General features: G+C 74.3%; 16 protein-coding genes and 2 tRNA genes. 9 read left to right on the top strand and 9 right to left on the bottom strand.

Features of this window, described 5'->3' with window-relative positions; all coding sequences use genetic code 11:
- Positions 1–17: 17 nt before the first annotated feature.
- The 3 genes from CLV37_RS04610 to CLV37_RS04600 all read left to right on the top strand — a co-directional run bounded on the left by CLV37_RS04610 (position 18) and on the right by CLV37_RS04600 (position 3,912).
- Positions 18–503: a MarR family winged helix-turn-helix transcriptional regulator gene (locus tag CLV37_RS04610; protein ID WP_106207636.1), complete on the top strand. Its 486-nt coding sequence runs from the start codon at positions 18–20 to the stop codon at positions 501–503.
- Positions 500–3,064, top strand: a complete 2,565-nt coding sequence (locus CLV37_RS04605) for an MFS transporter (RefSeq protein ID WP_106207634.1) — start codon at positions 500–502, stop codon at positions 3,062–3,064. Before CLV37_RS04610 ends, CLV37_RS04605 begins: the two co-directional genes overlap by 4 nt.
- A gap of 74 nt (positions 3,065–3,138) precedes the next feature.
- Complete coding sequence (locus CLV37_RS04600; protein WP_425433606.1) at positions 3,139–3,912, top strand: YceI family protein; 774 nt, start codon at positions 3,139–3,141, stop codon at positions 3,910–3,912.
- Between the two features lie 426 nt (positions 3,913–4,338).
- Here the strand turns inward: CLV37_RS04600 and clpX are convergent, their stop codons facing one another.
- From clpX to CLV37_RS04575, 5 genes are all read right to left on the bottom strand, one after another.
- A complete protein-coding gene (gene clpX / locus CLV37_RS04595) occupies positions 4,339–5,625 on the bottom strand; it encodes an ATP-dependent Clp protease ATP-binding subunit ClpX (protein ID WP_106207630.1) in 1,287 nt (428 codons plus the stop codon).
- A 240-nt stretch (positions 5,626–5,865) separates the two neighbouring features.
- Positions 5,866–6,519 (bottom strand): ATP-dependent Clp protease proteolytic subunit, encoded by a 654-nt coding sequence (locus CLV37_RS04590; RefSeq protein WP_106207628.1) that lies wholly within the window; start codon positions 6,517–6,519, stop codon positions 5,866–5,868.
- Positions 6,520–6,562: 43 nt separating this feature from the next.
- Entirely contained in the window at positions 6,563–7,204 is a 642-nt protein-coding gene (locus CLV37_RS04585; protein ID WP_425433603.1) for an ATP-dependent Clp protease proteolytic subunit, read from the bottom strand.
- Positions 7,205–7,382: 178 nt separating this feature from the next.
- Positions 7,383–8,807, bottom strand: a complete 1,425-nt coding sequence (tig, locus tag CLV37_RS04580) for a trigger factor (RefSeq protein WP_106207626.1) — start codon at positions 8,805–8,807, stop codon at positions 7,383–7,385.
- Between the two features lie 161 nt (positions 8,808–8,968).
- A tRNA-Pro gene (locus CLV37_RS04575) sits at positions 8,969–9,042 on the bottom strand.
- Positions 9,043–9,179: 137 nt separating this feature from the next.
- On the opposite strand from CLV37_RS04575, the gene CLV37_RS04570 reads away from it, so the two are divergent.
- Positions 9,180–9,253: transfer RNA gene (locus tag CLV37_RS04570), tRNA-Gly, on the top strand.
- 68 nt (positions 9,254–9,321) lie between these two features.
- Positions 9,322–10,554, top strand: a complete 1,233-nt coding sequence (locus CLV37_RS04565; protein ID WP_106207624.1) for a glycerate kinase — start codon at positions 9,322–9,324, stop codon at positions 10,552–10,554.
- A gap of 12 nt (positions 10,555–10,566) precedes the next feature.
- On the opposite strand, the gene CLV37_RS04560 is transcribed toward CLV37_RS04565, so the two are convergent.
- A complete protein-coding gene (locus CLV37_RS04560; protein WP_106207622.1) occupies positions 10,567–11,682 on the bottom strand; it encodes a PP2C family protein-serine/threonine phosphatase in 1,116 nt (371 codons plus the stop codon).
- Between the two features lie 117 nt (positions 11,683–11,799).
- On the opposite strand from CLV37_RS04560, the gene CLV37_RS04555 reads away from it, so the two are divergent.
- Positions 11,800–12,501 carry a DUF429 domain-containing protein gene (locus CLV37_RS04555; protein WP_211298396.1) on the top strand — a complete coding sequence of 234 codons (702 nt, stop codon included), beginning with the start codon at positions 11,800–11,802 and terminating at the stop codon, positions 12,499–12,501.
- A gap of 37 nt (positions 12,502–12,538) precedes the next feature.
- Here the strand turns inward: CLV37_RS04555 and CLV37_RS04550 are convergent, their stop codons facing one another.
- Entirely contained in the window at positions 12,539–13,165 is a 627-nt protein-coding gene (locus CLV37_RS04550; protein ID WP_106207618.1) for a mycothiol-dependent nitroreductase Rv2466c family protein, read from the bottom strand.
- Positions 13,166–13,272: 107 nt separating this feature from the next.
- Between CLV37_RS04550 and pepN the strand changes: the two genes are divergently transcribed.
- Positions 13,273–15,828: an aminopeptidase N gene (gene pepN / locus CLV37_RS04545; protein ID WP_106207616.1), complete on the top strand. Its 2,556-nt coding sequence runs from the start codon at positions 13,273–13,275 to the stop codon at positions 15,826–15,828.
- A gap of 97 nt (positions 15,829–15,925) precedes the next feature.
- Positions 15,926–16,447, top strand: a complete 522-nt coding sequence (locus tag CLV37_RS04540) for a GNAT family N-acetyltransferase (RefSeq protein ID WP_106207614.1) — start codon at positions 15,926–15,928, stop codon at positions 16,445–16,447.
- Here CLV37_RS04540 and CLV37_RS04535 read toward each other — a convergent pair.
- Together CLV37_RS04535 and malQ are read right to left on the bottom strand one after the other, a co-directional pair.
- Positions 16,407–19,388, bottom strand: coding sequence for an AfsR/SARP family transcriptional regulator (locus CLV37_RS04535; protein WP_146149295.1), 2,982 nt, complete (start codon positions 19,386–19,388; stop codon positions 16,407–16,409). The genes CLV37_RS04540 and CLV37_RS04535 overlap by 41 nt on opposite strands.
- 253 nt (positions 19,389–19,641) lie before the next feature.
- Entirely contained in the window at positions 19,642–21,780 is a 2,139-nt protein-coding gene (gene malQ, locus CLV37_RS04530) for a 4-alpha-glucanotransferase (protein WP_245885248.1), read from the bottom strand.
- A 115-nt stretch (positions 21,781–21,895) separates the two neighbouring features.
- Between malQ and CLV37_RS04525 the strand changes: the two genes are divergently transcribed.
- A complete protein-coding gene (locus CLV37_RS04525) occupies positions 21,896–24,028 on the top strand; it encodes a prolyl oligopeptidase family serine peptidase (RefSeq protein ID WP_106207608.1) in 2,133 nt (710 codons plus the stop codon).
- Positions 24,029–24,036: the final 8 nt, after the last annotated feature.

Here is a 24,036-nt window from a genome sequence, read left to right as displayed (position 1 = left end):
GACTCCCGAAGGTCGTCATGGCCACACCCCACGCGTGCGCAGCGCTCGTCGACGTCTTCCCGGACCTGCTCCGGGCCCGCCGGACGCTGGTCGGCACGACGAACACCCCCGCCGCCGTCGCCCTCGCGGTCGTGCACCAGCGGGGTCCCCTGCGCATCAGCGAGGTCGCCGAGCACCTCTCCCTCGACCTGTCGACCGTCAGCCGGCACGTCACCCACCTGAAGGCCAAGGGCCTGCTGACCTCCGCCCCCGACCCCGACGACGGCCGCTCGCAACGACTGAGCGTCACCGACGCCGGCGTCGAGGAGCTGCGCACCTTCCGCCGCGCCCTCGTCGACCGGCTCGTCGAGCACCTCGACGGCTGGGACGACGTCGACGTCGACGACCTCACCCGGCTGCTCGGCCGGCTCACCCGCGCCACCGAGTGCCTCCCCCGAACCGCGGCAGCGTCGCCGGAGACCACCCCGACCACCCTGGAGACCACGTTGCAGGCGAACGCATGAGCACCACCGCCCCCACCGCACCCACCGCACCCGGCGCCGCCCCCAAGATGACCCACGGGGAGATCCTCGAGGCGCTCTCGGGCCTGCTGCTGGGCATGTTCGTCGCGATCCTGTCCTCGACGGTCGTCTCGAACGCCCTGCCCACCATCGTCAACGACCTGCACGGCACCGAGTCCGGCTACACCTGGGTCGTCACCGCCGCCCTGCTCGCGACGACGATCTCCACCCCCATCTGGGGCAAGCTGTCCGACCTCTTCTCCAAGAAGCTGCTCGTCCAGTCCGCCCTGGTGATCTACGTCATCGCCTCGGCCGTCGCCGGCCTGTCCACCAACATGGGCATGCTCATCACGCTGCGCGTCTTCCAGGGCATCGGCGGCGGTGGCCTGCTGGCCCTGGCCCAGGTGATCCTCGCCTCGATGGTCAGCCCCCGCGAGCGCGGCCGGTACTCCGGCTACCTCGGCGCCACGTTCGCCATCGCGACCGTCGGCGGGCCCCTCATCGGCGGCGTCCTCACCGAGCACCTGTCCTGGCACTGGTGCTTCTACGTCGGCATCCCCTTCGCCGTCCTCGCCTTCCTCGTGCTGCAGTTCAAGCTGAAGCTGCCCGACCAGCCGCGCCGCGCCGTCTCCATCGACTACCTCGGCGCCCTGCTGATCGCCGCCGGGATCTCCGCGCTGCTCATCTGGGTCTCCCTGGCCGGCACCGAGTTCGACTGGGGCTCGTGGTGGACCGTCGGCCTCGTCGCCGGCGGCGTCGTCCTGCTCGCCCTGGCCACCCTCGCCGAGCACCGCGCCAAGGAACCCATCGTCCCGCTGAAGTTCTTCCGCAACCCGACCATCGCGCTGTCGGCCGCCGCCAGCCTCTTCGTCGGGGTCGCCATGTTCGGCGCCACGATCTTCCTCAGCCAGTACTTCCAGCTCGGCCGCCACGAGACGCCCACCATGGCCGGGGTCATGACCATCCCGATGATCGTCGGGCTGTTCCTCGCCTCCACCGTCGCCGGGCAGTTCATCACCCGCACCGGCCGCTGGAAGGGCTGGCTCGTCACCGGCGGCGTCCTGCTCACCGCCGGCCTGGGCCTCATGGGCACCGTCGAGTACGACACGAACTACTGGGTCCTGGCGCCCTACATGGCCCTCATCGGCCTCGGCGTCGGCATGATGATGCAGAACCTCGTCCTGGCCGTGCAGAACGTCGCCGAGCCCCGCGACCTCGGGTCGGCCAGCTCCTTCGTCGCCTTCGCCCGCAGCCTCGGCGGGGCCATCGGGGTCTCGGCCCTCGGCGCCGTCCTCGGCCACCGGGTCACCACCCACCTCACCGACGGGCTCGCCGCGGCCCGCATCGACCCGGCGAAGGCCCTCAGCTCGCTGGGCTCCAGCACGGGCGTGCCGAACCTCGACGCCATCCCCGAGCCGGTGCGCTCGATCGTGCAGTCCGCGTACGGCTCCTCCATCGCCGACGTGTTCCTCATCGCCGCCCCCTTCGCCCTCGTGGCCTTCCTCATCACCCTGTTCTTCAAGGAGCGCGCGTTGCGCACCGGTGAGGACGGCGGCCAGGATGCTGCGAAGGCCCCGGCGGCAGCCGAGGCGCCCGCCGCGGCCGCGCCGGCGACGCACGACGGCGTCGCGGTCGGCGGTGCCCACGTGAACGGTGCCCACCTGAACGGTGTCCAGCACCCCGAACGCCAGGAGGTCCCGAGCGTGCCCGTCCAGTCAACGCGCACCGACGCCGGGCTCACGCTGTCCGGCACGGTCCGCCACCACGACTCCCGGCCCCTGGCCGGTGCCGTCGTGACCCTCGCCGACCAGTCCGGCCAGCAGGTCGCCCGCACCACCAGCCGCGAGGACGGCGCGTACGCGCTGGCCCTGCCGACCGGTGGGACCTACCTGCTGATCGTCGCCGCCGCCCACGTGGCCCCCGCCGCCACCCTCGTCGGCATCGCGGACTCCTCCGTCACCCGCGACGTCGTCCTGTCCGGCCGCTCGGCCATCACCGGCCGCGTCCTGGCCCACGAGACGCACCGCGTCGACGAGGACGGCCGCACCCACGGCGTCCAGGGTGCGCTCGTCACCCTCACCGACGTCACCGGCGAGGTCGTCGGCTCCACCCGCACCGACGGCGGGGGCGGCTACGCCTTCGACCAGCTCATGGGTGGCGCCTACGTGCTCACCGCCCAGAGCGAGTCGCACCGCCCGCTCGCCCGCAGCGTCGAGGTGCCCGACTCCGGCGCCCTGGCCTGCGACCTCGTCCTGACCGGCGGCGGGCGCCTCACCGGCACCGTCGTCGCCGCCAGCGACGGGCGCGTCCTGCGCGAAGCCTCCGTGACCCTGGTCGACGGTGACGGCGAGGTCGTCGGCTCGGTCCTCACCGGCCCCGACGGCAGCTACTCCTTCGAGGACCTCGCCGGCGGCCACTACACGCTGACCGCCGCCGGCTTCGCCCCCGTCGCGACGTCCGTGGACATCGAGGAGGACACCGTCTCCGCCGCCCAGCTCACCCTCGGGTCCCCGGCCGCCACCCTCGACCTGACGCAGTTCGAGACGCGCACGGAGCAGCGGTGAACGCCGACCCCTCCACGCAGCGGTCCACCACCGGTGCCGTCACCGGGACGGGCGTCACCGGTGAGGGCCGGGTCCTGACCCGCGAGGGCTGGCCCGTCACCGGCGCCTCCGTCACCCTCCTGGGCGCCGACGGCTCCCAGGTCGCCCGCGCCGTCACCGGCGGCGACGGCGGGTTCGCGCTCCTCGGCGTGCCCGCCGGGGCGGCGACCATGCTCGTCGCCGCCGCCGCCCACGACCCCCGCGCCACCAGCGTCGTCGTCCCCGCCGACGGCGCCTGGCGCATCGGCGAGGTCCGGCTGCGCCGGCAGGGCGGCAGCGACGTGCCACCCCCCGGGGTGTGGGCCATCGACGTCATGCACTCGACGATCTCGGCGACCGCCCACCACCTCGGCCTGTCCGCCGTCCACGGCCGGTTCACCAGCTTCTCCGGGGTCATCACGGTCCCCGAGGACGTCACTCGCGCCAGCGTCGAGGTCGAGATCGACGCCACGTCCATCGACACCGGCAACTCCATGCGCGACGACCACCTGCGCTCCGCCGACTTCCTGGACACCGCGCAGCATCCCACGCTGACGTTCCGGGCCGCCGGCGTGCACCGCGGCGCCGACGGCTGGATCCTCACCGGCGACCTGACCCTGCTCGCCACCACCCGCCCCGTCCAGCTGCAGCTGTCCTACGCCGGCAGCGGCCCCGACCCCTGGGGCGGGACCCGCGCCGCGTTCTCGGCCACCACCGAGCTGCACCGCGACGACTTCAAGATGAACTGGAACCAGGCCGTCGGGATCGGCGTCGCCGTCTTCGGTACGACCCTGAAGGTCCAGATCGACGTGGAAGCTGTGTTGCAGTAGGACTGGCTCCCTGCGCGGCGGCTCCTGGAGATCGTGCTCTGAGACGCAGAAGGGCCGCATCCACTCCTCGCACCCGTTGAGGTGCAGTGGAGGGGGATGCGGCCCTTCTGCGTCTCAGAGCACGATCGTCGCCGCTGCTCCGGTCGCTGGGCGTCGACCGACCGCGTGGTCCGGTCCTCGCGCCCCATCCCCTCGAGCGCTCGTGGCGGAAGGTCGCCACTCACCCGCCGGCCCCGGTGGACACGCCGCGGACAGGTCACCACGTGGCCAGCGGACGCGTGCGACCGGAGCAGCGGGCGACGATCGTGTCCTGAACGGCGGAAGCGCCGCACCCCGGTCGTCCCCCGTCAAGGGACGAGCAGAGGGTGCGGCGCTTTCGCCGTTCAGGACACGATCACGTGGAGCCCGCCGCGCAGGGAGCCCACATCACGCGCTCTTCTCGCGGCGTTCGCGGGTGGTCTTGCGGGCCGGGGCCTCGCGGGGCACGAGGGTCGGGTTGACGTTCTTGAGGACGACCTCGCGGGTGACGACGACGCGGGCGATGTCGTCGCGGCTGGGCACGTCGAACATCACGGGGAGGAGGACCTCCTCGATGATGGCCCGCAGGCCGCGGGCGCCGGTCCCGCGCAGGATGGCCTGGTCGGCGACGGCTTCGAGGGCGTCGTCGGTGAACTCGAGCTCGACGCCGTCGAGCTCGAACATCCGCTGGTACTGCTTGGCGAGGGCGTTGCGGGGCTGGGTGAGGATCTGGACCAGGGCTTCCTGGTCGAGGTTCTCGACGGTGGTGATGACCGGCAGGCGCCCGATGAACTCGGGGATGAGCCCGAACTTCATGAGGTCCTCGGGCATGACGTCGGCGAAGGAGGGCTCGGCCTGGGCCGTGGAGCGCAGCTGGGCGCCGAAGCCGAGGCCCTGCTTGCCCGCCCGCGACTCGATGATCTTGTCGAGGCCGGCGAAGGCCCCGCCCACGATGAACAGGACGTTCGTCGTGTCGATCTGGATGAACTCCTGGTGGGGGTGCTTGCGGCCGCCCTGCGGGGGGACGCTCGCGGTGGTGCCTTCGAGGATCTTCAGCAGGGCCTGCTGGACGCCCTCCCCCGACACGTCGCGCGTGATGGAGGGGTTCTCGGACTTGCGGGCGATCTTGTCGACCTCGTCGATGTAGATGATGCCCGTCTCGGCCTTCTTGACGTCGTAGTCGGCGGCCTGGATGAGCTTGAGGAGGATGTTCTCGACATCCTCGCCGACGTAGCCGGCCTCGGTCAGGGCCGTCGCGTCGGCGATGGCGAAGGGGACGTTGAGCATCTTGGCGAGCGTCTGCGCCAGGTACGTCTTGCCGCAGCCCGTGGGGCCGATGAGCAGGATGTTCGACTTGGAGATCTCGACGGCGTCCTCACGGGCCTTGCCCGTGGCCTCGCCGACCTGGATGCGCTTGTAGTGGTTGTAGACGGCCACGGCGAGGGACTTCTTCGCCGACGACTGGCCGATGACGTACTGGTCGAGGAAGTCGAAGATCTCCTTCGGCTTGGGCAGCTCGACCAGGCCCAGGTCGTTGGCCTCGGCGAGCTCCTCCTCGATGATCTCGTTGCACAGGTCGATGCACTCGTCGCAGATGTACACACCCGGACCCGCGATGAGCTTCTTGACCTGCTTCTGGCTCTTGCCGCAGAACGAGCACTTCAACAGGTCGCCACCGTCACCGATGCGTGCCACCGACGATTCCTCTCGTAGAAGTGCTGTGGTGCTGACGCGGCGGCGGTCCTGACCCCACCACCGGCGGGCCGGACCCCTCGTCGCGTCGCGTGCCGCCACGGTACCTGGCGGGGACGACGTCTCCGCGGACTTCCCGGTCCGACTCATTAGACGCCCCCGGGGGACACGGTGCCAGACCGGCCCCCCGGGTGCGCGTCTCCAGCTCACCCGGTGCTGCAGATGAGTGACGCTACGTGCTGCTCACAGCGAGGGCGCGGACGCCTTGCGGCTCGTGAGCACCTCGTCGATGAGGCCGTACTCGACGGCCTCGGTCGCGGTCAGGAACTTGTCGCGCTCGATGTCGTCGCGGACCTGCTCGGCCGTGCGGTTGGAGTGGAACGCGAGCGTGCTCTCCAGCCAGCCGCGCATGCGCAGGATCTCGTTGGCCTGGATCTCCAGGTCGGAGGCCTGCCCGTAGTCACCACCGGCCATGGCCGGCTGGTGGATGAGGATGCGCGAGTTCGGCAGCGCGAACCGCTTGCCCGGGGCACCCGCGGCCAGCAGGACCGCGGCGGCCGAGGCGGCCTGGCCCATGCAGTACGTCTGGATGTCGGGGCGGATGTACATCATCGTGTCGTAGATCGCCGTGAGGGCCGTGAAGGACCCGCCCGGGGAGTTGATGTACATGATGATGTCGCGCTCGGTGTCCTGGGACTCCAGGACGATGAGCTGGGCGATGATGTCGTCCGCGGAGGCGTCGTCCACCTGCACGCCGAGGAAGATGATGCGGTCCTCGAAGAGCTTGGTGTACGGGTCCGAGCGCTTCATCCCGTAGGACGTGCGCTCCTCGAACTGCGGCAGCACGTACCGGGCGGACTGGTCGTACGCCGGGTTCAGCCGGGACTGCGGGTTCATCGGGCGGTCTCCCCTCGAAGCGTTGAACGGCGGACGGAACAGCTCAGGCACCGGTGCCGCCCCCGCCCTCGACCTCGCTGGTGTGCCCCACGACGTGGTCGATCAGGCCGTACTCCTTGGCCTCCTGCGCGGAGAACCAGCGGTCGCGGTCGGAGTCGCGGGTGATCTGCTCGAAGGTCTGCCCGGAGTGCTGGGCGATGAGCTCGGCCATCTGCTTCTTCGTGGCGATGATCTGCTCGGCGAGGATCTTGATGTCGCTGGCCGAACCACCGAGGCCGCCCAACGGCTGGTGCATCATGATCTTCGCGTGGGGCAGCGCCGAGCGCTTGCCCGGGGCACCCGCGCAGAGCAGGAACTGCCCCATCGAGGCCGCCATGCCGGTGGCGATCGTCGCCACGTCCGGCTTGATGTACTGCATGGTGTCGTAGATCGACATGCCCGCGGACACCGAGCCGCCGGGCGAGTTGATGTACATGAAGATGTCCGCGTCCGGGTCCTCCGCGGCGAGCAGCAGCAGCTGTGCGCAGATGGCGTTGGCCATGTCGTCCCGGACCTCGGTCCCGAGCCAGATGATCCGCTGCTGCAACAGCCGCTGGTAGACGTTGTCGTCCAGGCCCGTGCCGGGCGCGCCCGTCCGGGCCTGCTGCGGCGTCACCAGTCCCGGTGCGCTCAAGATCTCGCTCACGCTGTTCCCTGGCCCTCTCCTGGCGTCGACCACCCACCCCGGATCGAGTCCGGGAGGGTACGGCGGATGCTCCGCCGATCTCGATCGACCTTAACGCGCAGGCCCCGACGACCATGTCGGGGCGGGGCCCTTTTCGCTGTGGGCGCACCCGGTGCGGGTGCGCCCACAGCGGCGGGGATCAGCTCTTGGAGACCTCGTCGGCCGCGGCCGCCTCGTCGTCCCCGGTCGGGTCGACGGTCGCGCCGGCCTCGGACTCGGGGCTCTCGACGGTCGCGTCGGCGTCCGCGTCGGCGGTGCCCGCCTCGGCGCCCTCGGTGCCCTCGTCCTCCTCGTCGCCGCCGACGAGCTCCTCGAGGTCCACGGCGTTGCCGGAGGCGTCCGTCACGGTCGCCTTCTCCATGGCCACGGCGAGCGCCTTGCGGCGACGCACCTCGGAGACCATGACCGGGATCTGGCCCGCGCCGTCGACCATCTGGACGAACTGGTTCGGGTCCATGCCGTACTGCTGCGACTGCCCGACCAGGTACTCGATGAGCTCGCCCTGCTCGACGCCGATCTCCTCGCGGTCGGCGAGGGCGTCCAGCAGCAGCTGGCTGCGGATGGCCTGCTCGGTCGACTCCTGGATCTCGGCGCGGTGCTCGGCGTCCTCGAGGCGGTTCTCGCGCTCGAGGTGGGAGTGGATCTCGGCCTCGACCAGCGACGCCGGGACGGGGACCTCGACGAGCTCGAGCAGCTTCTCCAGGACCTTGTCGCGCGCCTGCAGGCCCTGCTCGAACTTCTTGGACTGCTCGACCTGCTTGAGCAGGTCGGCCTTCAGCTCCTCGAGGGTGTCGAACTCGCTGGCGAGCTGGGCGAAGTCGTCGTCGGCCTCGGGCAGCTGACGCTCCTTGACCGACTGCACGGTCACGGTGATGGAGGCGTCCTCGCCCTTGCGGTCGCCGCCGGCCAGCGGGGCGGTGAAGGTCGTGGTGCCCTCGGCGGCGACGCCGGTCAGCGCCTCGTCGAGGCCCTCGATCATGTTGCCCTGACCGATGCGGTAGCTGATGCCCTTGGCGGTCTCGATCTCCTCGCCGTCGATCTCGGCGCGCAGGTCGATGGACACGAAGTCGCCGTCGGCGGCGGCCCGGTCGACGCCCACGAGGGTGCCGAAGCGCTCGCGCAGCGCGGTGAGGCGGGTCTCGACCTCCTCGGCCGGGACCTCGAGGTCGTCGACGGAGACGACGACGGTGGACAGGTCGGGCAGCTCGAGGGTCGGGCGGACGTCGACCTCGACGGAGAACTTCAGGTCCCCGCCCTTGGCCGGGTCCGGCGCCTGCGAGACGTCGACGGTGGGCTGGCCCAGGGGGAGGAAGTCCGAGGCCTCGACGGCCTGCTGGTAGAACTTCGGCAGCGCGTCGTTGACGGCTTCCTCGAGGACGACGGCACGACCGAAGCGCTGGTCGATGACCCGCGCGGGCACCTTGCCCTTGCGGAAGCCCGGGACCTGGACCTGACCACCGATGGTCTTGTAGGCCTTGTCGAGACTGGGCTTCAGCTCGTCGTAGCCGACCTCCACGGTGAACTTCACCCGGGTCGGGTTGAGGGTCTCGACGTCGCTCTTCACAGCGGGGATCTCCTGGGGTCTCTCCGCGTCGCGGAGGTCGTGGTCAGGCGTGCGGCACGCCGGGGCAGCCCCGACGCACCGCGAAAGCGTAGCTGTCCGCGACGGGGCCCTTCACTGCGCGACCGCCCACCTGGTGCACTGGGTGACGGTCGCATCGTCCGTCGGGGTACCCGGATTCGAACCGGGGGCCTTCCGCTCCCAAAGCGGACGCGCTACCAAGCTGCGCCACACCCCGCGCACCACCCGCGGGCGGCACACGGAGCAGGCTACCGCCCAGGACCCGCTAGGCTGTTCCCCGAGGGTCGCGGACGGCCCCCGGCGGACTACCGCGTGGCGGAGACTGCGTCGGGCGGGTCGCACGGGTCCCCTCACGCGGGTGTAGCTCAATGGTAGAGCCCTAGTCTTCCAAACTAGCTACGCGAGTTCGATTCTCGTCACCCGCTCCACCGCAGCGGCCGGCCCCTCAGGGACCGGCCGCTGTTCGCGTCCCGGGCCCGTCGGTAGGGTCCCGGGCATGCCCTGGCCGGAGAGCGTCTTCCACGTCGTCGTGGCCCCCGACAAGTTCAAGGGCTCCCTCAGCGCCGGGGAGGTGGCCCGGATCGTCGCGGAGGGCTTCCGCGAGGGGTTCCTGGCCGCCTTCGTCGCGGGCTGCCGCGACCGCGGTCTGGAGCCCGAGGGTCTGGGCATCGCCTCGACCGAGCTGCCCGTGGCCGACGGCGGCGAGGGGACGGTCGAGGCGGCGCTGCGCTCGGCGGGCTTCGTGCCCGTCACCGTCGAGGTCCCCGGCCCGACGGGGCGGACCGTCGAGGCCACGTTCGCCCGCGACGCCGACCACGGCAGCGACGTCGTGCTCGTCGAGATGGCCCAGGCGTCGGGTCTGGACCGCCTGCCCGGGGGCGTGCCCGCCCCCCTGAGCGCCACGACGCGCGGCACGGGCGAGCTGGTCCGCGCCGCCTTGGACGCCGGGGCGCGCGAGGTCGTGCTGGCCGCCGGCGGCAGCGCGACGACGGACGGCGGCGCGGGGATCCTCGTCGCACTGGGGGCGCGGCTGCTCGACGCCGCCGGTCACGACCTGCCCGACGGCGGGGCCGCGCTGCTGGACCTGGACCGCGTCGACCTGTCCGGGCTGGACCCCCGGGCGCGCGCGGTCCGCTGGACGCTCGCGGCCGACGTCGACAACCCGCTGCTGGGAGAGCGCGGCGCCGCCGCGGTGTTCGGCCCGCAGAAGGGCGCCTCCCCCGCCGACGTGGCCCTGCTGGACGCGGCCCTGACCCGGTTCGCGGACGTGCTGGCCGCCACGACGGGGCTCGACGCGCGGGACGCCCCGGGGGCCGGGGCCGCGGGCGGGGTCGGCTTCCTGGCCCTGGGGTTCTTCGGCGCGACCCGCCGGCCGGGCATCGAGGTCGTCCTGGAACTGGCGGGCTGGTCGGAGCGGACGAAGGACGCCTCGCTCGTCATCACGGGCGAGGGCAGCTTCGACGAGCAGTCCCTCGGCGGGAAGACCCCCGTGGGCGTGGCGGCCGCCGCTGCGCGCGTCCCGGCCCCGGTCGTCGTCCTCAGCGGCCGACGGACCCTGCCCGAGGCGCGCTGGCGGGCGGCCGGGTTCAGCGACGCCCGGGCCCTGACCGACCTCGAGCCCGACCCCGCCGTCTGCGTGCGCGACGCGGCGCCGCTGCTCGCGCGGCTGGCGCGGGACCTGGGCGCCGAGCGCGGGGCGCGGGCGGCGGCGCAGCGCCCGCCGTCCTGACCGGGCGGTCCCTCAGGCGTCGCGCCAGAGCATCAGCGCGGTCCGGTCGTCGGCCTCCCCCGGTGCCACGTCGTCGACGAGGCGCCCCAGCGAACCGGTCCGCTGGCCCACGGGCAGCGTGAGCAGCCGGCGCACGAGCGCGCCGATGCCCTCGCCGAGGTCGACGTCGCGCTGCTCGACGACCCCGTCGGAGTAGACGAGCAGGGCGTCGCCGGGTTCGAGGGTCGTCGTGACGGCGGTGAACTCGGCCTCGGGGACCAGGCCCAGCACCGGCCCCGCGGCGCCCTCGAGCAGCTCGGCGTCGTGCGCGCCGTGGGCGTGCACGGCCGGCGGGTGACCGGCCGAGGACACCGTGACCTTGCCGGAGGTGAGGTCGACGGCGACGTGGACGGCCGTCGCGAAGCCCTCGAACCAGTTCTGCCGGAGCACGTACCGGTTGGCGGCGGGGAGGAACTCGTGCGGGGGCAGGGCCCCGAGCAGGCCCCCGAAGGCACCCGACAGCAGCAACCCCCGGCTGCCGGCGTCCTGCCCCTTGCCGGAGACGTCGACGAGCGCCACCTCCAGGTGGTCGCCCACGACGGAGGACAGCAGCACGTCCCCGGAGAAGGCGTCGCCGTGGGCCGGGCGCAGCAGCCCCTCGGCGTGCCAGCCGGGCGGCAGCTGCGGCGGTCGCCCCTGGGCCAGCAACCGGTCGCGCAGGTCCACGAGCATGGCCTCGCCGAGGTAGCCGGTCAGCCCCAGCCGCTCACGGCCGCGGGCGAAGACGACGGCCATGAGGACGGTCAGCGCGGTGACGACCACGAAGCTGGGGGTGAGCGGTGGCCAGCTCGCCGGGCGCAACAGGCCCGACACGGCCACCGCGACCATCACCGCCACCGCCAGCACGACCATCCGGCGGTAGCGCAGGACCAGCGAGCCGACGAGGGCGACGGGCACCAGCGAGGTCAGCGTGACGACCCGGGTGGAGGCCGACACGAGGCCGACGGCCAGCACGACCGCGACGAGCAGGACGAGCGCGAGGCCCTGGGGCGGGCGGGTCAGCAGCCGACGCAGGTCTGCCCGCCGGGCTGCGCCGAACAGGGAGGGGTGGTGGACGGGCCGGGCCCGCGGCGCCGACCTCCGCTCCATGGACCCCAGGGTACGCATGACACAGGGTAGTTAGAAGCAACGAACAGTGACATCTCGCCGGTCACGTGCTCGGGCGGGTCGCCTCCCGGTGCGGACCGGGGTGCGACCATCGCGGACGTGGACGCGCGCCGGGTGGTCGTCGGGGTGGACGGCCGGCGCGGCGGGTGGGCGGTGGCCGTCGTCGAGGGGACGCCCGAGCGCGCCGCGCTGCGCGGGTGGGAGACGTTCACCGCCCAGGACGCCGCACCGCTCGTCGCGCTCGCCCGCGCCCACGGCGCCGCCGCGGTCGGGATCGACGTGCCGGTCGGCCTGCCCCGTGCCGACTGGCGCCCGGCGGACCTGCTGGCCAAGCGGGCCCTCGGCCGCGCCCACCCCCGCGTGTTCCTCGTCCCCCCGCGCGAGGTGCTGACCGCCCACGACTACGCCGCGGCCCGCACCCGGTGCCGCGCGGTGCTGCACGGCAAGGGGCTGTCCGCGCAGACCTGGGGGCTGCGCGGCCCGGTGCTCGCCGTCGACGCGCTGCTCGCCGCCGACCCCTGGGCCCGCGGGCACGTCGTGGAGACCCACCCGGAGCTGTCGTTCGCCGCGCTGGCCGGGCAGGTCCTGGCCTCGAAGAAGACCGCGGCCGGCCGGGCCGCGCGGATCGCGGCGCTGGCCCGGTGGCTGGACCCCGACCAGGCCTCGGAGGACGCCCCGGGCGAGGACCACCTCGACGCCGCCGCGTGCGCGTACTCGGCGCTGCGCTGGGCCGCGGGCGGCGCGGTCGTCCTCGGCGGCGACGAGGACGAGCGCGGGCTGCCGATGCGCGTCGTCACGTGAGCCCGGCACGGTGCCCGGCGCGGCGTCCGGCCGCGCCTCAGTCGAAGACGGGGCCCTGCGTGCGGGTCCGCTTGAGCTCGAAGAAGCCCGGCACGCTCGCCACCAGGACGCAGCCGTCCCACAGCTTGCCGGCCTCCTCGCCCTTGGGGGCGGGGGTCACCACGGGCCCGAAGAAGGCGACGTCCTCGAAGGCGACGACGGGGGTGCCGACGTCCTCGCCGACCTTGGAGATGCCCTCGGCGTGCGAGGCCCGCAGCTCGGCGTCGTAGGTGTCCCGGCCCGCGTACTCGGCCAGCTCGGCCGGCAGCCCGACCTCGGCGAGGGCCTCGGCGATGATGCCGTCCCAGTCGTCGCGGCCGCCGGGGTGGCGGCGGGTGCCCAGCGCCGTGTAGAGCGGCAGGACGACGTCCTCGCCGTGCAGGATCCGCGCGGCCGTCACGACGCGGACCGGGCCCCACCCGCGCTGCAGCATCTCGCGGTAGTCCTCCGGCAGGTCGGGCTTGTCCTCGTTGAGGACCGACAGGCTCATGACGTGCCAGTGCACGGAGATGTCGCGGACCTGCTCGACCTCGAGGATCCAGCGGGAGGTCATCCAGGCCCACGGGCACAGGGGGTCGAACCAGAAGTCCGCGCGCGCCTTCTGGGGGGCAGTCTCGGTGGTCATGGGGACATGGTGCTCCCGGCCGCCGGCACCCGGGTCGCGGGGCCCGTGTCGGCAGGCCGTGGCAGAGTGCTTCGTCAGATCGCAACAGCCGTGAGAGAGGACGTGCCGTGCCCGGCGAGAACCTGACGCGCGAGGAGGCCCGCACCCGGGCCGAGCTCGTGCAGGTGGAGCACTACGACGTCGACCTGGACCTGACGACGGGGCCGGAGACGTTCCGCTCCACGACGACGGTGCGCTTCAGCGCGACGGCCGGTGCCTCCACGTTCGTCGACCTCATCAGCGCACGGGTCCACGAGGTCGTCCTGAACGGCACGGCCCTGGACGTCGCCGCCGTGGACGACGGGGTGCGGATCCAGCTGGACGGGCTGGCGGCCGAGAACGAGCTCCTGGTGGTGGCCGACTGCCGGTACATGAACACCGGCGAGGGGCTGCACCGCTTCGTCGACCCGGTCGACGACGAGGTGTACCTGTACTCCCAGTTCGAGGTCGCCGACTCCCGCCGCGTCTACGCCGTCTTCGAGCAGCCCGACCTCAAGGCCGAGTTCTCCTTCACGGTCACGGCGCCCGCGCACTGGCGGGTGGTCTCGAACTCCCCCGTCGCCGGGCGGCACCCCGTCGAGGCCGGGACCCGCTGGACGTTCGAGAAGACCCCGCGCCTGTCGTCGTACGTGACCGCGATCATCGCCGGGCCCTACGAGGGGTCCGAGGACTCGCTCGTGTCCGCCGACGGCCGGACGATCCCCCTGGGCGTCTACTGCCGCAAGTCCCTCGTGCAGCACCTCGACGCCCACAACGTGGTCGCGGCCACGAAGCAGGGGTTCGAGTTCTTCGAACGCGAGTTCGACCGCCCGTACCCGTTCGCCAAGTACGACCAGGTGTTCGTCCCGGAGTTCAACGCCGGGGCGATGGAGAACGCCGGCGCGGTGACGTTCGTGGAGAGCTACGTCTTCCGCTCCAAGGTCCCGCAGGCCACCGTCGAGCGCCGCGTCGTGACGGTGCTGCACGAGCTGGCGCACATGTGGTTCGGCGACCTCGTGACCATGCGCTGGTGGAACGACCTGTGGCTCAACGAGTCCTTCGCGGAGTTCGCCTCCACCCTGGCCGCGGCCGAGGCCACGGAGTGGAAGGGGTCCTGGACGACCTTCAACTCCCTGGAGAAGTCGTGGGCCTACCGGCAGGACCAGCTGCCCACGACGCACCCGATCGTCGCCGAGATCAACGACCTCGAGGACGTCGAGGTGAACTTCGACGGCATCACCTACGCCAAGGGCGCCAGCGTCCTCAAGCAGCTCGTCGCCTACGTCGGCCGCGAGGAGTTCCTCTCCGGGGTCCGCGCGTACTTCGCGCGGCACGCCTACGGCAACACCGAGCTGGTGGACCTGCTGCGCGAGCTCGAGACCACCTCCGGCCGCGACCTGTCGGCGTGGTCGCGCGAGTGGCTGGAGACCGCGGGCGTGGCGACGCTGCGCCCGGTCGTGGAGGTCGACGCCGACGGCACGATCACCGCGGCCTCGCTGCTGCAGGAGGCCCCGGCCGAGCACCCGCACCTGCGGGCCCACCGCATCGCGATCGGCAGCTACGACCTGGTGGACGGCAGCTTCGAGCGGACCGACCGCCTCGAGCTCGACGCGGCCGGGCCGAGCACCGACCTGCCGCAGCTCGTGGGCCGCAAGCGTCCCGACCTGCTGCTGGTCAACGACGACGACCTGGCCTACGCCAAGATCCGGCTCGACGACGCCTCGCTCGCCACGGCGCTGCAGCACCTCGACGCCTTCCGCGACTCCCTGCCCCGCTCCCTGGTCGCGGCCGCGCTGTGGGACATGACGCGCGACGGGGAGTCGCCCGCCCGCGACTACGTCGACCTGCTGCTGACGCGGCTGCTGCCGGGTGACGCGGCGCGGGCGGACTCGACGGTCGCCCTCGTCCTGCTGCGCCAGCTGACGACGACGGTCGAGCTGTACACCGCCCCCGCCCACCGCGAGCAGGTCCGGGCGCGGACCGCCGCGACGCTGCTGGAGCTGCTGCGCGCGGCCGCACCGGGCAGCGACACGCAGCTGCAGTTCGCGCGGTCCTTCGCCGCGTTCGCCCGCAGCGCCGAGCACCTCGCGGTGGTGTCCGGGCTCTACGACGGCTCGGGCGTCATCGAGGGGCTCGAGGTCGACGCGGACATGCGCTGGGTCCTGCTGACCTCGCTCGTGGCCGGGGGTGCGCTGGGCGCCGACGCGATCGACGCCGAACTGGCCCGCGACGCCACGGCGACGGGTCAGCGCTCGGCCGCGGCGGCCCGGGCGGCCGTGCCGACCCCCGAGGCCAAGCAGCGGGCGTGGGCGGACGTCGTGGAGAAGGGCGACCTGCCGAACGCCGTGCAGGCCTCGGTCATCGCCGGGTTCGGCCGGGTGCACGACGAGGCGCTGCTGCGCCCGTTCGTCGAGCCGTACTTCGCCGCCCTGCGCACGGTCTGGGCCGAGCGCACCAACGAGATGGCCCAGCAGATCGTCACGGGGCTCTACCCGATCGACCTCGCCGACGCGGCGCTGGTGGAGCGGACCGACGCGTGGCTGGCGGCCGAGACCGACGCCCCGCCGGCGTTGCGCCGGCTGGTGCTGGAGAACCGCGACGGGGTGGCCCGCGCCCTGCGGGCCCAGGAGCGCGACGCGCGCTGAGGCGACCGCCCGGGGGTGGGCCGCCACCCCCGGGCCGCGCGGTGCCCCCGGGCCGCGCGGCAAGGGACCAGCAAGGCGGGCCCGCCACCGTGGGGGCATGAGCACCCCGCCCCAGGCCGCCGCGTGGCTGCCGCCCTGGTTCACCCACCCGCCGCACCTCGAGCTCGACAGCGGGTTCCACCTGCGCCCCCTGCGCGCGGTGGACGTCGGCCTCGACCTGCCCGCCGTCCTCGGTTCGCGGGCCGCGCTGTGGCGGCGCTTCGGGGCGGCGTGGGGCTGGCCGCCCGCCGACCTGGACGCCGAGTCCGACCGCCGGGACCTCGAACGCCAGGAGCGCGAGACCGCTGAGCACGTCTCGTTCACCTACGGCGTGCTCGACGAGCCGGAGGACACCCTGGTCGGCTGCGTCTACCTGGACCCCCCGCGGGGCGGGACGGGTGCCGCCGACGTCGACGTGTCCTGGTGGACGGTCACCGCACCGGCCGGGACGGCGCTGGAGGAGGAGCTGCGCAGCGTGCTGCCCGGCTGGGTGGCCCGGGAGTGGCCGTTCCGCCGGCCCCGGTACGTGGGCGTGGACGTCAGCTGGTCGCAGTGGGCGCAGCTGGCGGCCCCGGCGTGAGCGTCGAGGCGACGACCTCCGTCGCCAGCGCCACCGCCTCGGCCAGCGACGCCGCCTCCCCGCGGGCGGTGGCCTGCTGCAGCTGGTGCGCGGTCAGCCTCGCCCGCACCGACTCGACGGCCGCGCGGGCGGCCGCCGCGTCCCGCGGGTAGTAGCGGTACACCTCGAAGCCCACCGTTTCGCGGGCGGCCCCGGCCACGGCGGCGAGGGTCGCCAGCGCCCGGGCCGCGGCGACGTCGCCGCCGGGCGCCAGCAGCACGACGAGGGACTCCAGGAAGTACGACAGGTTGGCCAGGTCCCGCATCTGCTCGGACAGCCGCACCCCCTCCAGGAGGGTCCGGGCGGCGCGGCCCGGGTCGACGTCGCGCTCGACGAGGGCCAGGTTGTACAGGGCCATGTAGGTCGCGAGCCGGTCGCCGACGCCGCGCGCCAGGCCGAGCGCGGCCTCCAGGTCGGTTCGGGCCTCGCTCGACCGGCCCTCGCGCCAGGCCGCGGTCGCGCCCCAGACGAGGTTCAGCCGCACGATCCACGGCCCCCAGGTGTCCGCGGGCAGCGGCGCCGCCAGCTCGACGGCCCGGCGGTGCTGACGGGCCGCGGTGGCGGTGTCCCCCTCGACCAGGGCGGTGATCCCCAGCCCGGCCTCGCCCTGGGCCCGCACCTCCTGCCGTTCCAGGTCCGAGCACCCGCGCACCCGCTCGATCCCGTCCAGGGCCTCCCGCCAGCCGGCCCGGGACGCGGCCTCGTCCCCCTGCGCGAACGCCATGGCAGCGGCCGCCAGCCGGGCGTGCACCGTCGCGAGCGTCGGGGTCGCTCCGGCCGGTGCGGCCAGCGCCTCCGCCCAGCGCCGCCCGGTGCGCAGCTGCCCCCGCAGCCACCAGTGGAGCCAGCTGGCCCACACCAGCCGCCCGCCGAGGTCGGCCTCGCCCGCCGCGCGCGCCCACTCCAGCGCGGCGAGGACGTTGGGGTGCTCGAGGTCCATGCGAGCCAGCCACCGGACCTGGTCCGCGCCCCGGTAGGCGGTGGCGGCCCGTTCGGCGAGCCGGGTGAGGGCCTGCGCGTGCGCGCGGGCGGCGGCCTCGCGCTCGGCCGCGTGCTCGGGGTGGGCCAGCAGCCGGCGGGCGTGCTGCAGCGTCGGCTCGAGCACGCCGTAGCGCGCCGGCAGCCCCTGCGCGACGCCGGAGAAGTCCACCGTGACCAGCGAGTGCTCGACGAGGCGCTGCAGCGGGGTCAGGACGTCGGGACCCTCGACGTCCTCGAGCACGTCGAGGGTCCACCCGCCGGTGAAGACGCCCAGCCGGCGGAACAGGCCCCGGCTGTCGGCGTCGAGGAGGCCGTAGCTCCACTCCAGCGTGGCGCGGACGCTGCGCTGGCGCTCGGGCAGGTCGCGCGGGCCGTCGGCCAGGGCCTGGTCGAGGCGCTGCAGGAGGTCCTCGACGTCCAGCACGCGGACCCGCGCGGCGGCCAGCTCGAGGGCCAGCGGGATCCCCGAGACGGCCCGGCAGACGGCGTCGACGGCCGGGGTGGTCCGCTCGTCGAGGACGAACCCGGGCGCGACGGCTGCGGCGCGGGTGACGAACAGCTCCCGCGCCGCAGCGGGCGGCAGCGGGTCGACGCGGTGCTCGACCTCCCCGCCGACGCGCAGGGGCGCCCGGGAGGTCACCACCACCGACAGCTGCGGGCAGCGGTCCACCAGCTCGGCGATCCGGGTGGCCGCTCCCAGCAGGTGCTCGCAGTTGTCCAGCACCAGCAGGTTCCGGCCCTGGGCGAGCCGGTCCACGACGTCGTCGAGCCCGTCGGCGTCGGTGGCCGTCGGCAGCCCGACGGCGCGGGCGACGGCGGGCAGCACGGCGCCGGGGTGCGTCAGGGTCGCCAGCGGGACGAACCACGCCCCGTCGTGGTGCGCTCGCAGCGTCTCCAGCACAGCGCCCGCGAGGCGGGTCTTGCCCACCCCGCCCGTGCCGGTCAGCGTCACGAGCCGCGCCGAGCGGACGACGGCGCCGAGGGCGGCGACCTCGGCGTCGCGACCGACCAGGGACGTGCGGGCGTCGGGGACCCCACCGGCCGCGGGGACGGGAACGGCGGCGGGGGCAGCGGCGGGGGCAGCGGCGGGGGCAGCGGCGGGGGCAGCGGCGGGGGCGTCCAGGGCGTGGTCCTGCCGCAGCACCTGCTCGCGCAGCCGGCGCAGCGACGGACCGGGGTCGATGCCCAGCTCCTCGGCCAGCACGCGCCGGCCGGCGTCGAGGACCGCGAGCGCCTCGGCCTGCCGGGAGCTGCGGTAGAGGGCCAGGGCCAGGGAGGCGCGCAGGTCCTCGTGCAGGGGGTGCTGGGCGACGAGGTCGGCGAGGTCGGCCAGGACCTCGCGGTGCCGGCCGACGGCCAGGTCGAGCCGGGCGCGCAGTTCGAGGGCCTCCAGCCGCCGTCCCTCCAGGCGCCGCGCCTCGTCGCGGGCGAAGTCGGCGCCGACGTCGGCGTAGGCCGGTCCGCGCCAGCGGGCCAGCGCGGCGGTGACGGCCCGGTGCGCGCCGGCGGGGTCGGGGTCGGCGTGGGCGCGGGCCAAGTCGCGCTCGAAGCCGGCGGCGTCGGACCCGCCGGTCAGGTCGAGCTGGTAGCCGGGCGCGCGGGTGCGCAGGACCCGGGCTCCTGCCGGGGCCATCGCCCGGCGCAGGCGCGAGACGGAGCTGTGCATCGTGGAGGCCGCGGGCCGCGGCCCGTCCGGGCCCCAGAGCCGGTCGGTCAGCACGTCGACGTCGACGACGCGGCCGGCGTCGAGGGTGAGGGCGGCGAGCAGGGTGCGCTGGGAGGGGCTGAGCGGCACGGGACGGCCGCCGACGAGCACGTCGACGGTGCCCAGGACGCGGACCTCCACGTCCTCGGGCGCGGGCCCGGGACCGTCCCGGAGGTCGTCCCCGCGCTCGCGTCCGGCTGTCGTGCGCCCGCCCACGCGGCACACCGTAGCCAGCGCGGTCTCGTTCCGGGGCGTGTTCCCGGAGGACGGCTCCGGACCGTTGACGCGGCGGTGCGGAAGGTTCGTACCGTCGCGTCAACGGTCCGAACTCCGCACGCCGCCGGATGGCAGCCGTCGGCAAGCCGACCGCAAGGCGGGCCCGGCACGGTGGGCAGCGCAGGAGGGGAGGTCGGGACGGTCCGGGAGGACGTCCCGGCCACGGCAGCGGGGACGGGGCGCGGGGGCGGGATCAGTCCCGCAGCGCCTCGTCCACCGCCCGGGCCAGCGACCGCGCCCGGGGGTTGGACGCGAGGTCGTCGAGCAGGACGACCTCGCCGTCGGGGCCGGTCAGCGGCATCCGCCAGTTCGGGTACTCCAGGGAGGTCCCGGGCTGGTTCTGCGTGCGCCGGTCCCCGACGGCGTCGACGAGGGAGACCCCCACGAGCAGCGACGGCGACAGCGCCAGGTAGCGGTGCAGGGCCTCGACGGTCGCCTGCTCGTCGGCGTCCTCGGCGAGCAGCCCGCGGTCGCGGACCAGGCCGAGGATCCGTTCCTGCTCGGCGGCGTCCTGCGCCCGCTCCTGCTCCACGGGCCGGGTGAGCAGACCGAGGCGGTCGCGCAGCGCCACGTGCTCCTGGGCGAGGTAGCCCGCCGTGGGCGGCAGGTCGTGGACGGTGACGCTGGCCAGGGCGAGCTCGCGGTAGGCCTCCGGCGCCTTGGGGCGCTCGCCGTCGTACTCGAACCACAGGACGGCGCTGCCGAGGATCCCGCGGTCGGCGAGGTAGTCGCGCACCCACGGCTCGACCGTCCCGAGGTCCTCCCCCACGAGCACCGCCCCGGCCCGCTGGGCCTCCAGGGCGAGGATGCCGATGAGCGCCTCGTGGTCGAAGCGCACGTAGGTGCCCGCGGCCGGGGAGGCGTCCTGCGGGATCCACCACAGCCGGAACAGGCCGATGACGTGGTCGACGCGCAACCCGCCGGCGTGGCGCAGGATCGTGCGGACCATGTCGCGGAAGGGCACGTAGGCAAGCTCGGCGAGGCGGTCGGGACGCCACGGCGGCTGGCTCCAGTCCTGCCCCTGCTGGTTGAAGGCGTCCGGCGGCGCGCCGACCGTCACGCCGTGCGCGAGGGCGTCCCCGAGGGACCACACGTCGGCGCCGTCGGGGTGCACGCCGACGGCGAGGTCGTGGACGATGCCCGGCCCGGTGCCGGGTGCGGTGGCGGCGTCCTGGGCGGTGCGCAGCTGCTCGTCGCACTGCCACTGCAGCCAGCGGTGGAACTCGACGCGCTCGGCGAGCTCGGCGCTCAGGCCGGAGGCCTCGGCGGCGGCCGGGGAGGCGGCCTCGGCCGGCCAGTCGGCGGCCGGCAGCCCGAACCGCTCGGCCAGGGCGCACCAGGTGGCGAACCCGGTGAGCCCGGGGTCCTCGGCGGCGACGTAGCGCCGGAAGGCGGCCTCGCGGGCGGGGGTGCGGCCGTGGGCGAAGACCACCTCGAGGGCCTGCTTCTTCGCGGCCCAGGCCGCGTCGCGGTCGATCTGCCCCGGGTCGTGGTCGGCGGGCCGGACCCGCTCGGCGAGGCGCTCCACGAGCGCCCGGTCCCCCGGCGTCAGGTAGGCGACCTCGCGGACGTCCTCGACGCGCAGGTAGAGCGGGTTCACGAAGCGGCGGGTCGTCGGCAGGTAGGGCGAGGCCTCCATGGGCGGGACCGGCTGCGCCGCGGCGAGCGGGTTCACGAGGATCCACCCCGCGCCCTGCCCGGCCGCGACGGCGCTCAGCTCGGCGAGGTCGGCGAGGTCGCCGACGCCCCAGGACCGTGAGGACCGCACGGAGTACAGCTGGGTCTGGTACCCCCAGCTGCGGCCGGTCTGCAGCGTGAGCGGCAGGTCCAGGACGTCGGGGGTGACGACGCAGGGGCACTCGCTGACCCCCGCGGGGGTGCGGGCGCGCAGCACGTGCCACCCCAGCGGCAGGTCGTCGGGCAGCTCGAACGTCGCCCGGCCCGTCAGGACGCCGTCGACGTGGACGGGGTCCACCCAGCGGTCGACCTGGCGCAGCGGGGCCCAGTCGCCCCCCTCGAGCTCGACGACGACGTCGACGGGGTCGCCGTGGGGGACGTGGACGGGCACCTGGTGCAGCCGCCCCTCGCGGGCCACGACGACGGGCGGCAGGACGCGCCGCCACGGCCGGAGCTTGACCTCGTGCAGCGCCTCGCGCGTCGCGAGGGGCGTGGAGACGTCCAGTCCCATCGCGGTGAGCACCGCGGTGATCGTCGCGGCGGGGACGGTGGTCTTCCGTCCCTGCCAGTCGTCGAAGGTGGTGGCGACCCCGCAGGCGGTCGCGAGGTCGATGAGGTCGGCGCGCAGTTCGGCGCTCGGCACGTCGGTGGCCACCCGGCGACTCTGCCAGAGGTGGTCGGCCACTGCCCGTCCGCGGTCCCGGAACCCCCGCCGGGTCCGGCACGGGTCCCCGGCGAGACGCACGGCACCCGACCTAGGGTGGTCGGCCATGAGCACCCCCCAGCAGCGGCCGGCCGCGCCGCGCGAGGACGTCGTGGACGAGCTGCACGGCGTGGCCGTCCCGGACCCCTACCGCTGGCTGGAGGACGCCGGCGACGAGCGCACGGTGGCGTGGTCGGCGGCCCAGGACGAGGCGTGGGCGGCGTGGGCGGCGACCCTGCCGGGCCGGGCTCGGCTCGAGCGGCGGGTGCGCGAGCTCATGGCGACCGGGTCGGTGGGGACCCCCGTGCACCGCGGCGCCCGCGAGTTCCGCACGCGGCGCGAGCCGACGGCCGAGCACGGGGTGCTGCTGGTGAGCGACGGGGACGGGTCGCGGGTCCTGGTGGACCCCGTCGCCCTGGACCCGTCCGGCACGACGACCCTCGACGCGTGGCGCCCCGACGTGGAGGGGGACCTGGTCGCCTACCAGCTGTCCGAGGGCGGCAGCGAGGAGAGCGTCCTGCGGGTCCTGGACGCCACGACCGGTGAGGTCGTCGACGGCCCGATCGACCGGGCCCGGTACTCCCCCGTCGCCTGGCTGCCCGAGCGCGCCGGGGTGAAGGCGTTCTACTACGTGCGCCGGCTGCCACCCGAGCGGCTGCCCGAGCACGAGCGCCAGTACCACCGCCGGGTGTACCTGCACGTCGTCGGCACGGACCCGGACACCGACGTCGAGGTCTTCGGCGACGGGCGGTCGATGACGAACTACTACGGCGTGTGGACCTCGCGCGACGGGCGCTGGCTGGTCGTGACGAGCTCGGACGGGACGGCCCCGCGCAACGACGTGTGGATCGCGGACCTGTCGGCGGGCGACCCGGCGCGGCCGGAGTTCCGCACGGTCGTCGAGGGGCGCGACGCGAACACGAGCGCGTGGGTCGGCCGCGACGGCCGGTTGTACGTGTTCACCGATCTCGACGCGCCGCGGGGCCGGCTCGCGGTGGCGGACCCGCACGCGCCGCAGGTGGAGAACTGGAGCGACCTCGTGCCCCAGGGACCGGCCCTGCTCGACGACGTCGCGGTCCTCGACGGCCCGGACCTGCCCGAACCCCTGCTGGTGGTCGGCTGGACCGAGCACGCGGTGAGTTCGGTGACCGTGCACGACCTCGCGACGGGAACCCGGCTGGAAGGGGCCGCGGGTCGCGTCGAACTGCCCGGGACGGGGTCGATCGGGGGTCTGGTCGGCCGTCCCGAGGGCGGGCACGACCTGTGGTTCTCCTACAGCGACACCACGACCCCGGCGCACGTGTGGCACCTCGACGGCCGCACGCGGGAACTCGCGGTGGAGTCCGCCCCGCCGGGGGCCGTGCAGGTCCCGGCCGTCGTGAGCCGGTTGCTGGAGTACCCCAGCCTGGACGGGACGGTCGTGCGGTTGCAGGTCACCGCCCGGGCCGACCTGCTGGACGCCGACGGGGTCCCGCGCCGGAGCGCACCGACGATCCTCTACGGCTACGGGGGTTTCGGGATCAGCCTGTCCCCGCACTACGCCCCCGACGCCCTGGCCTGGGTCGAGGCCGGCGGCGTGTACGCCGTCGCGAACCTGCGCGGCGGCGGTGAGGAGGGCGAGGACTGGCACCGCGCGGGGATGCGCGGGCACAAGCAGAACGTGTTCGACGACTTCCACGCCGCGGCCCGGTTCCTGATCGCGCGGGGTTTCACCACCCCGCAGCAGTTGTGCGTGCACGGCGGGTCGAACGGGGGACTGCTCGTCGGGGCGGCGCTGACGCAGGAACCCGCGCTGTTCGCGGGGGTGGTCTGCTCGGCCCCGCTGCTGGACATGGTCCGCTACGAGCTGCACGGCCTCGGGGCGACGTGGAGCGAGGAGTACGGCAGCGCCGCGGTCGCCGAGGAGTTCGGCTGGCTGCACGCGTACTCCCCCTACCACCGCACCGTGGAGGGGACGGCGTACCCGGCGGTGCTGTTCACGGTGTTCGACTCCGACAGTCGCGTCGACCCGTTGCACGCCAGGAAGTTGTGCGCGGCGCTGCAGCACGCGACGAGCTCGGACCCGGCGGTGCGCCCCGTGCTGCTGCGCCGGGAGAAGGACGTGGGGCACGGCGCGCGCTCGGTCTCGCGCAGCGCCGGGCTCGTGCGCGACACCCTCGCGTTCGCCGCGCGGGCCACCGGACTGGAACTGAAGGACTGAGGACCCCT

Source organism: Kineococcus rhizosphaerae (assembly GCF_003002055.1).
GTDB lineage: Bacteria > Actinomycetota > Actinomycetes > Actinomycetales > Kineococcaceae > Kineococcus > Kineococcus rhizosphaerae.
This window is presented reverse-complemented; position numbering and strand designations above follow the sequence as displayed.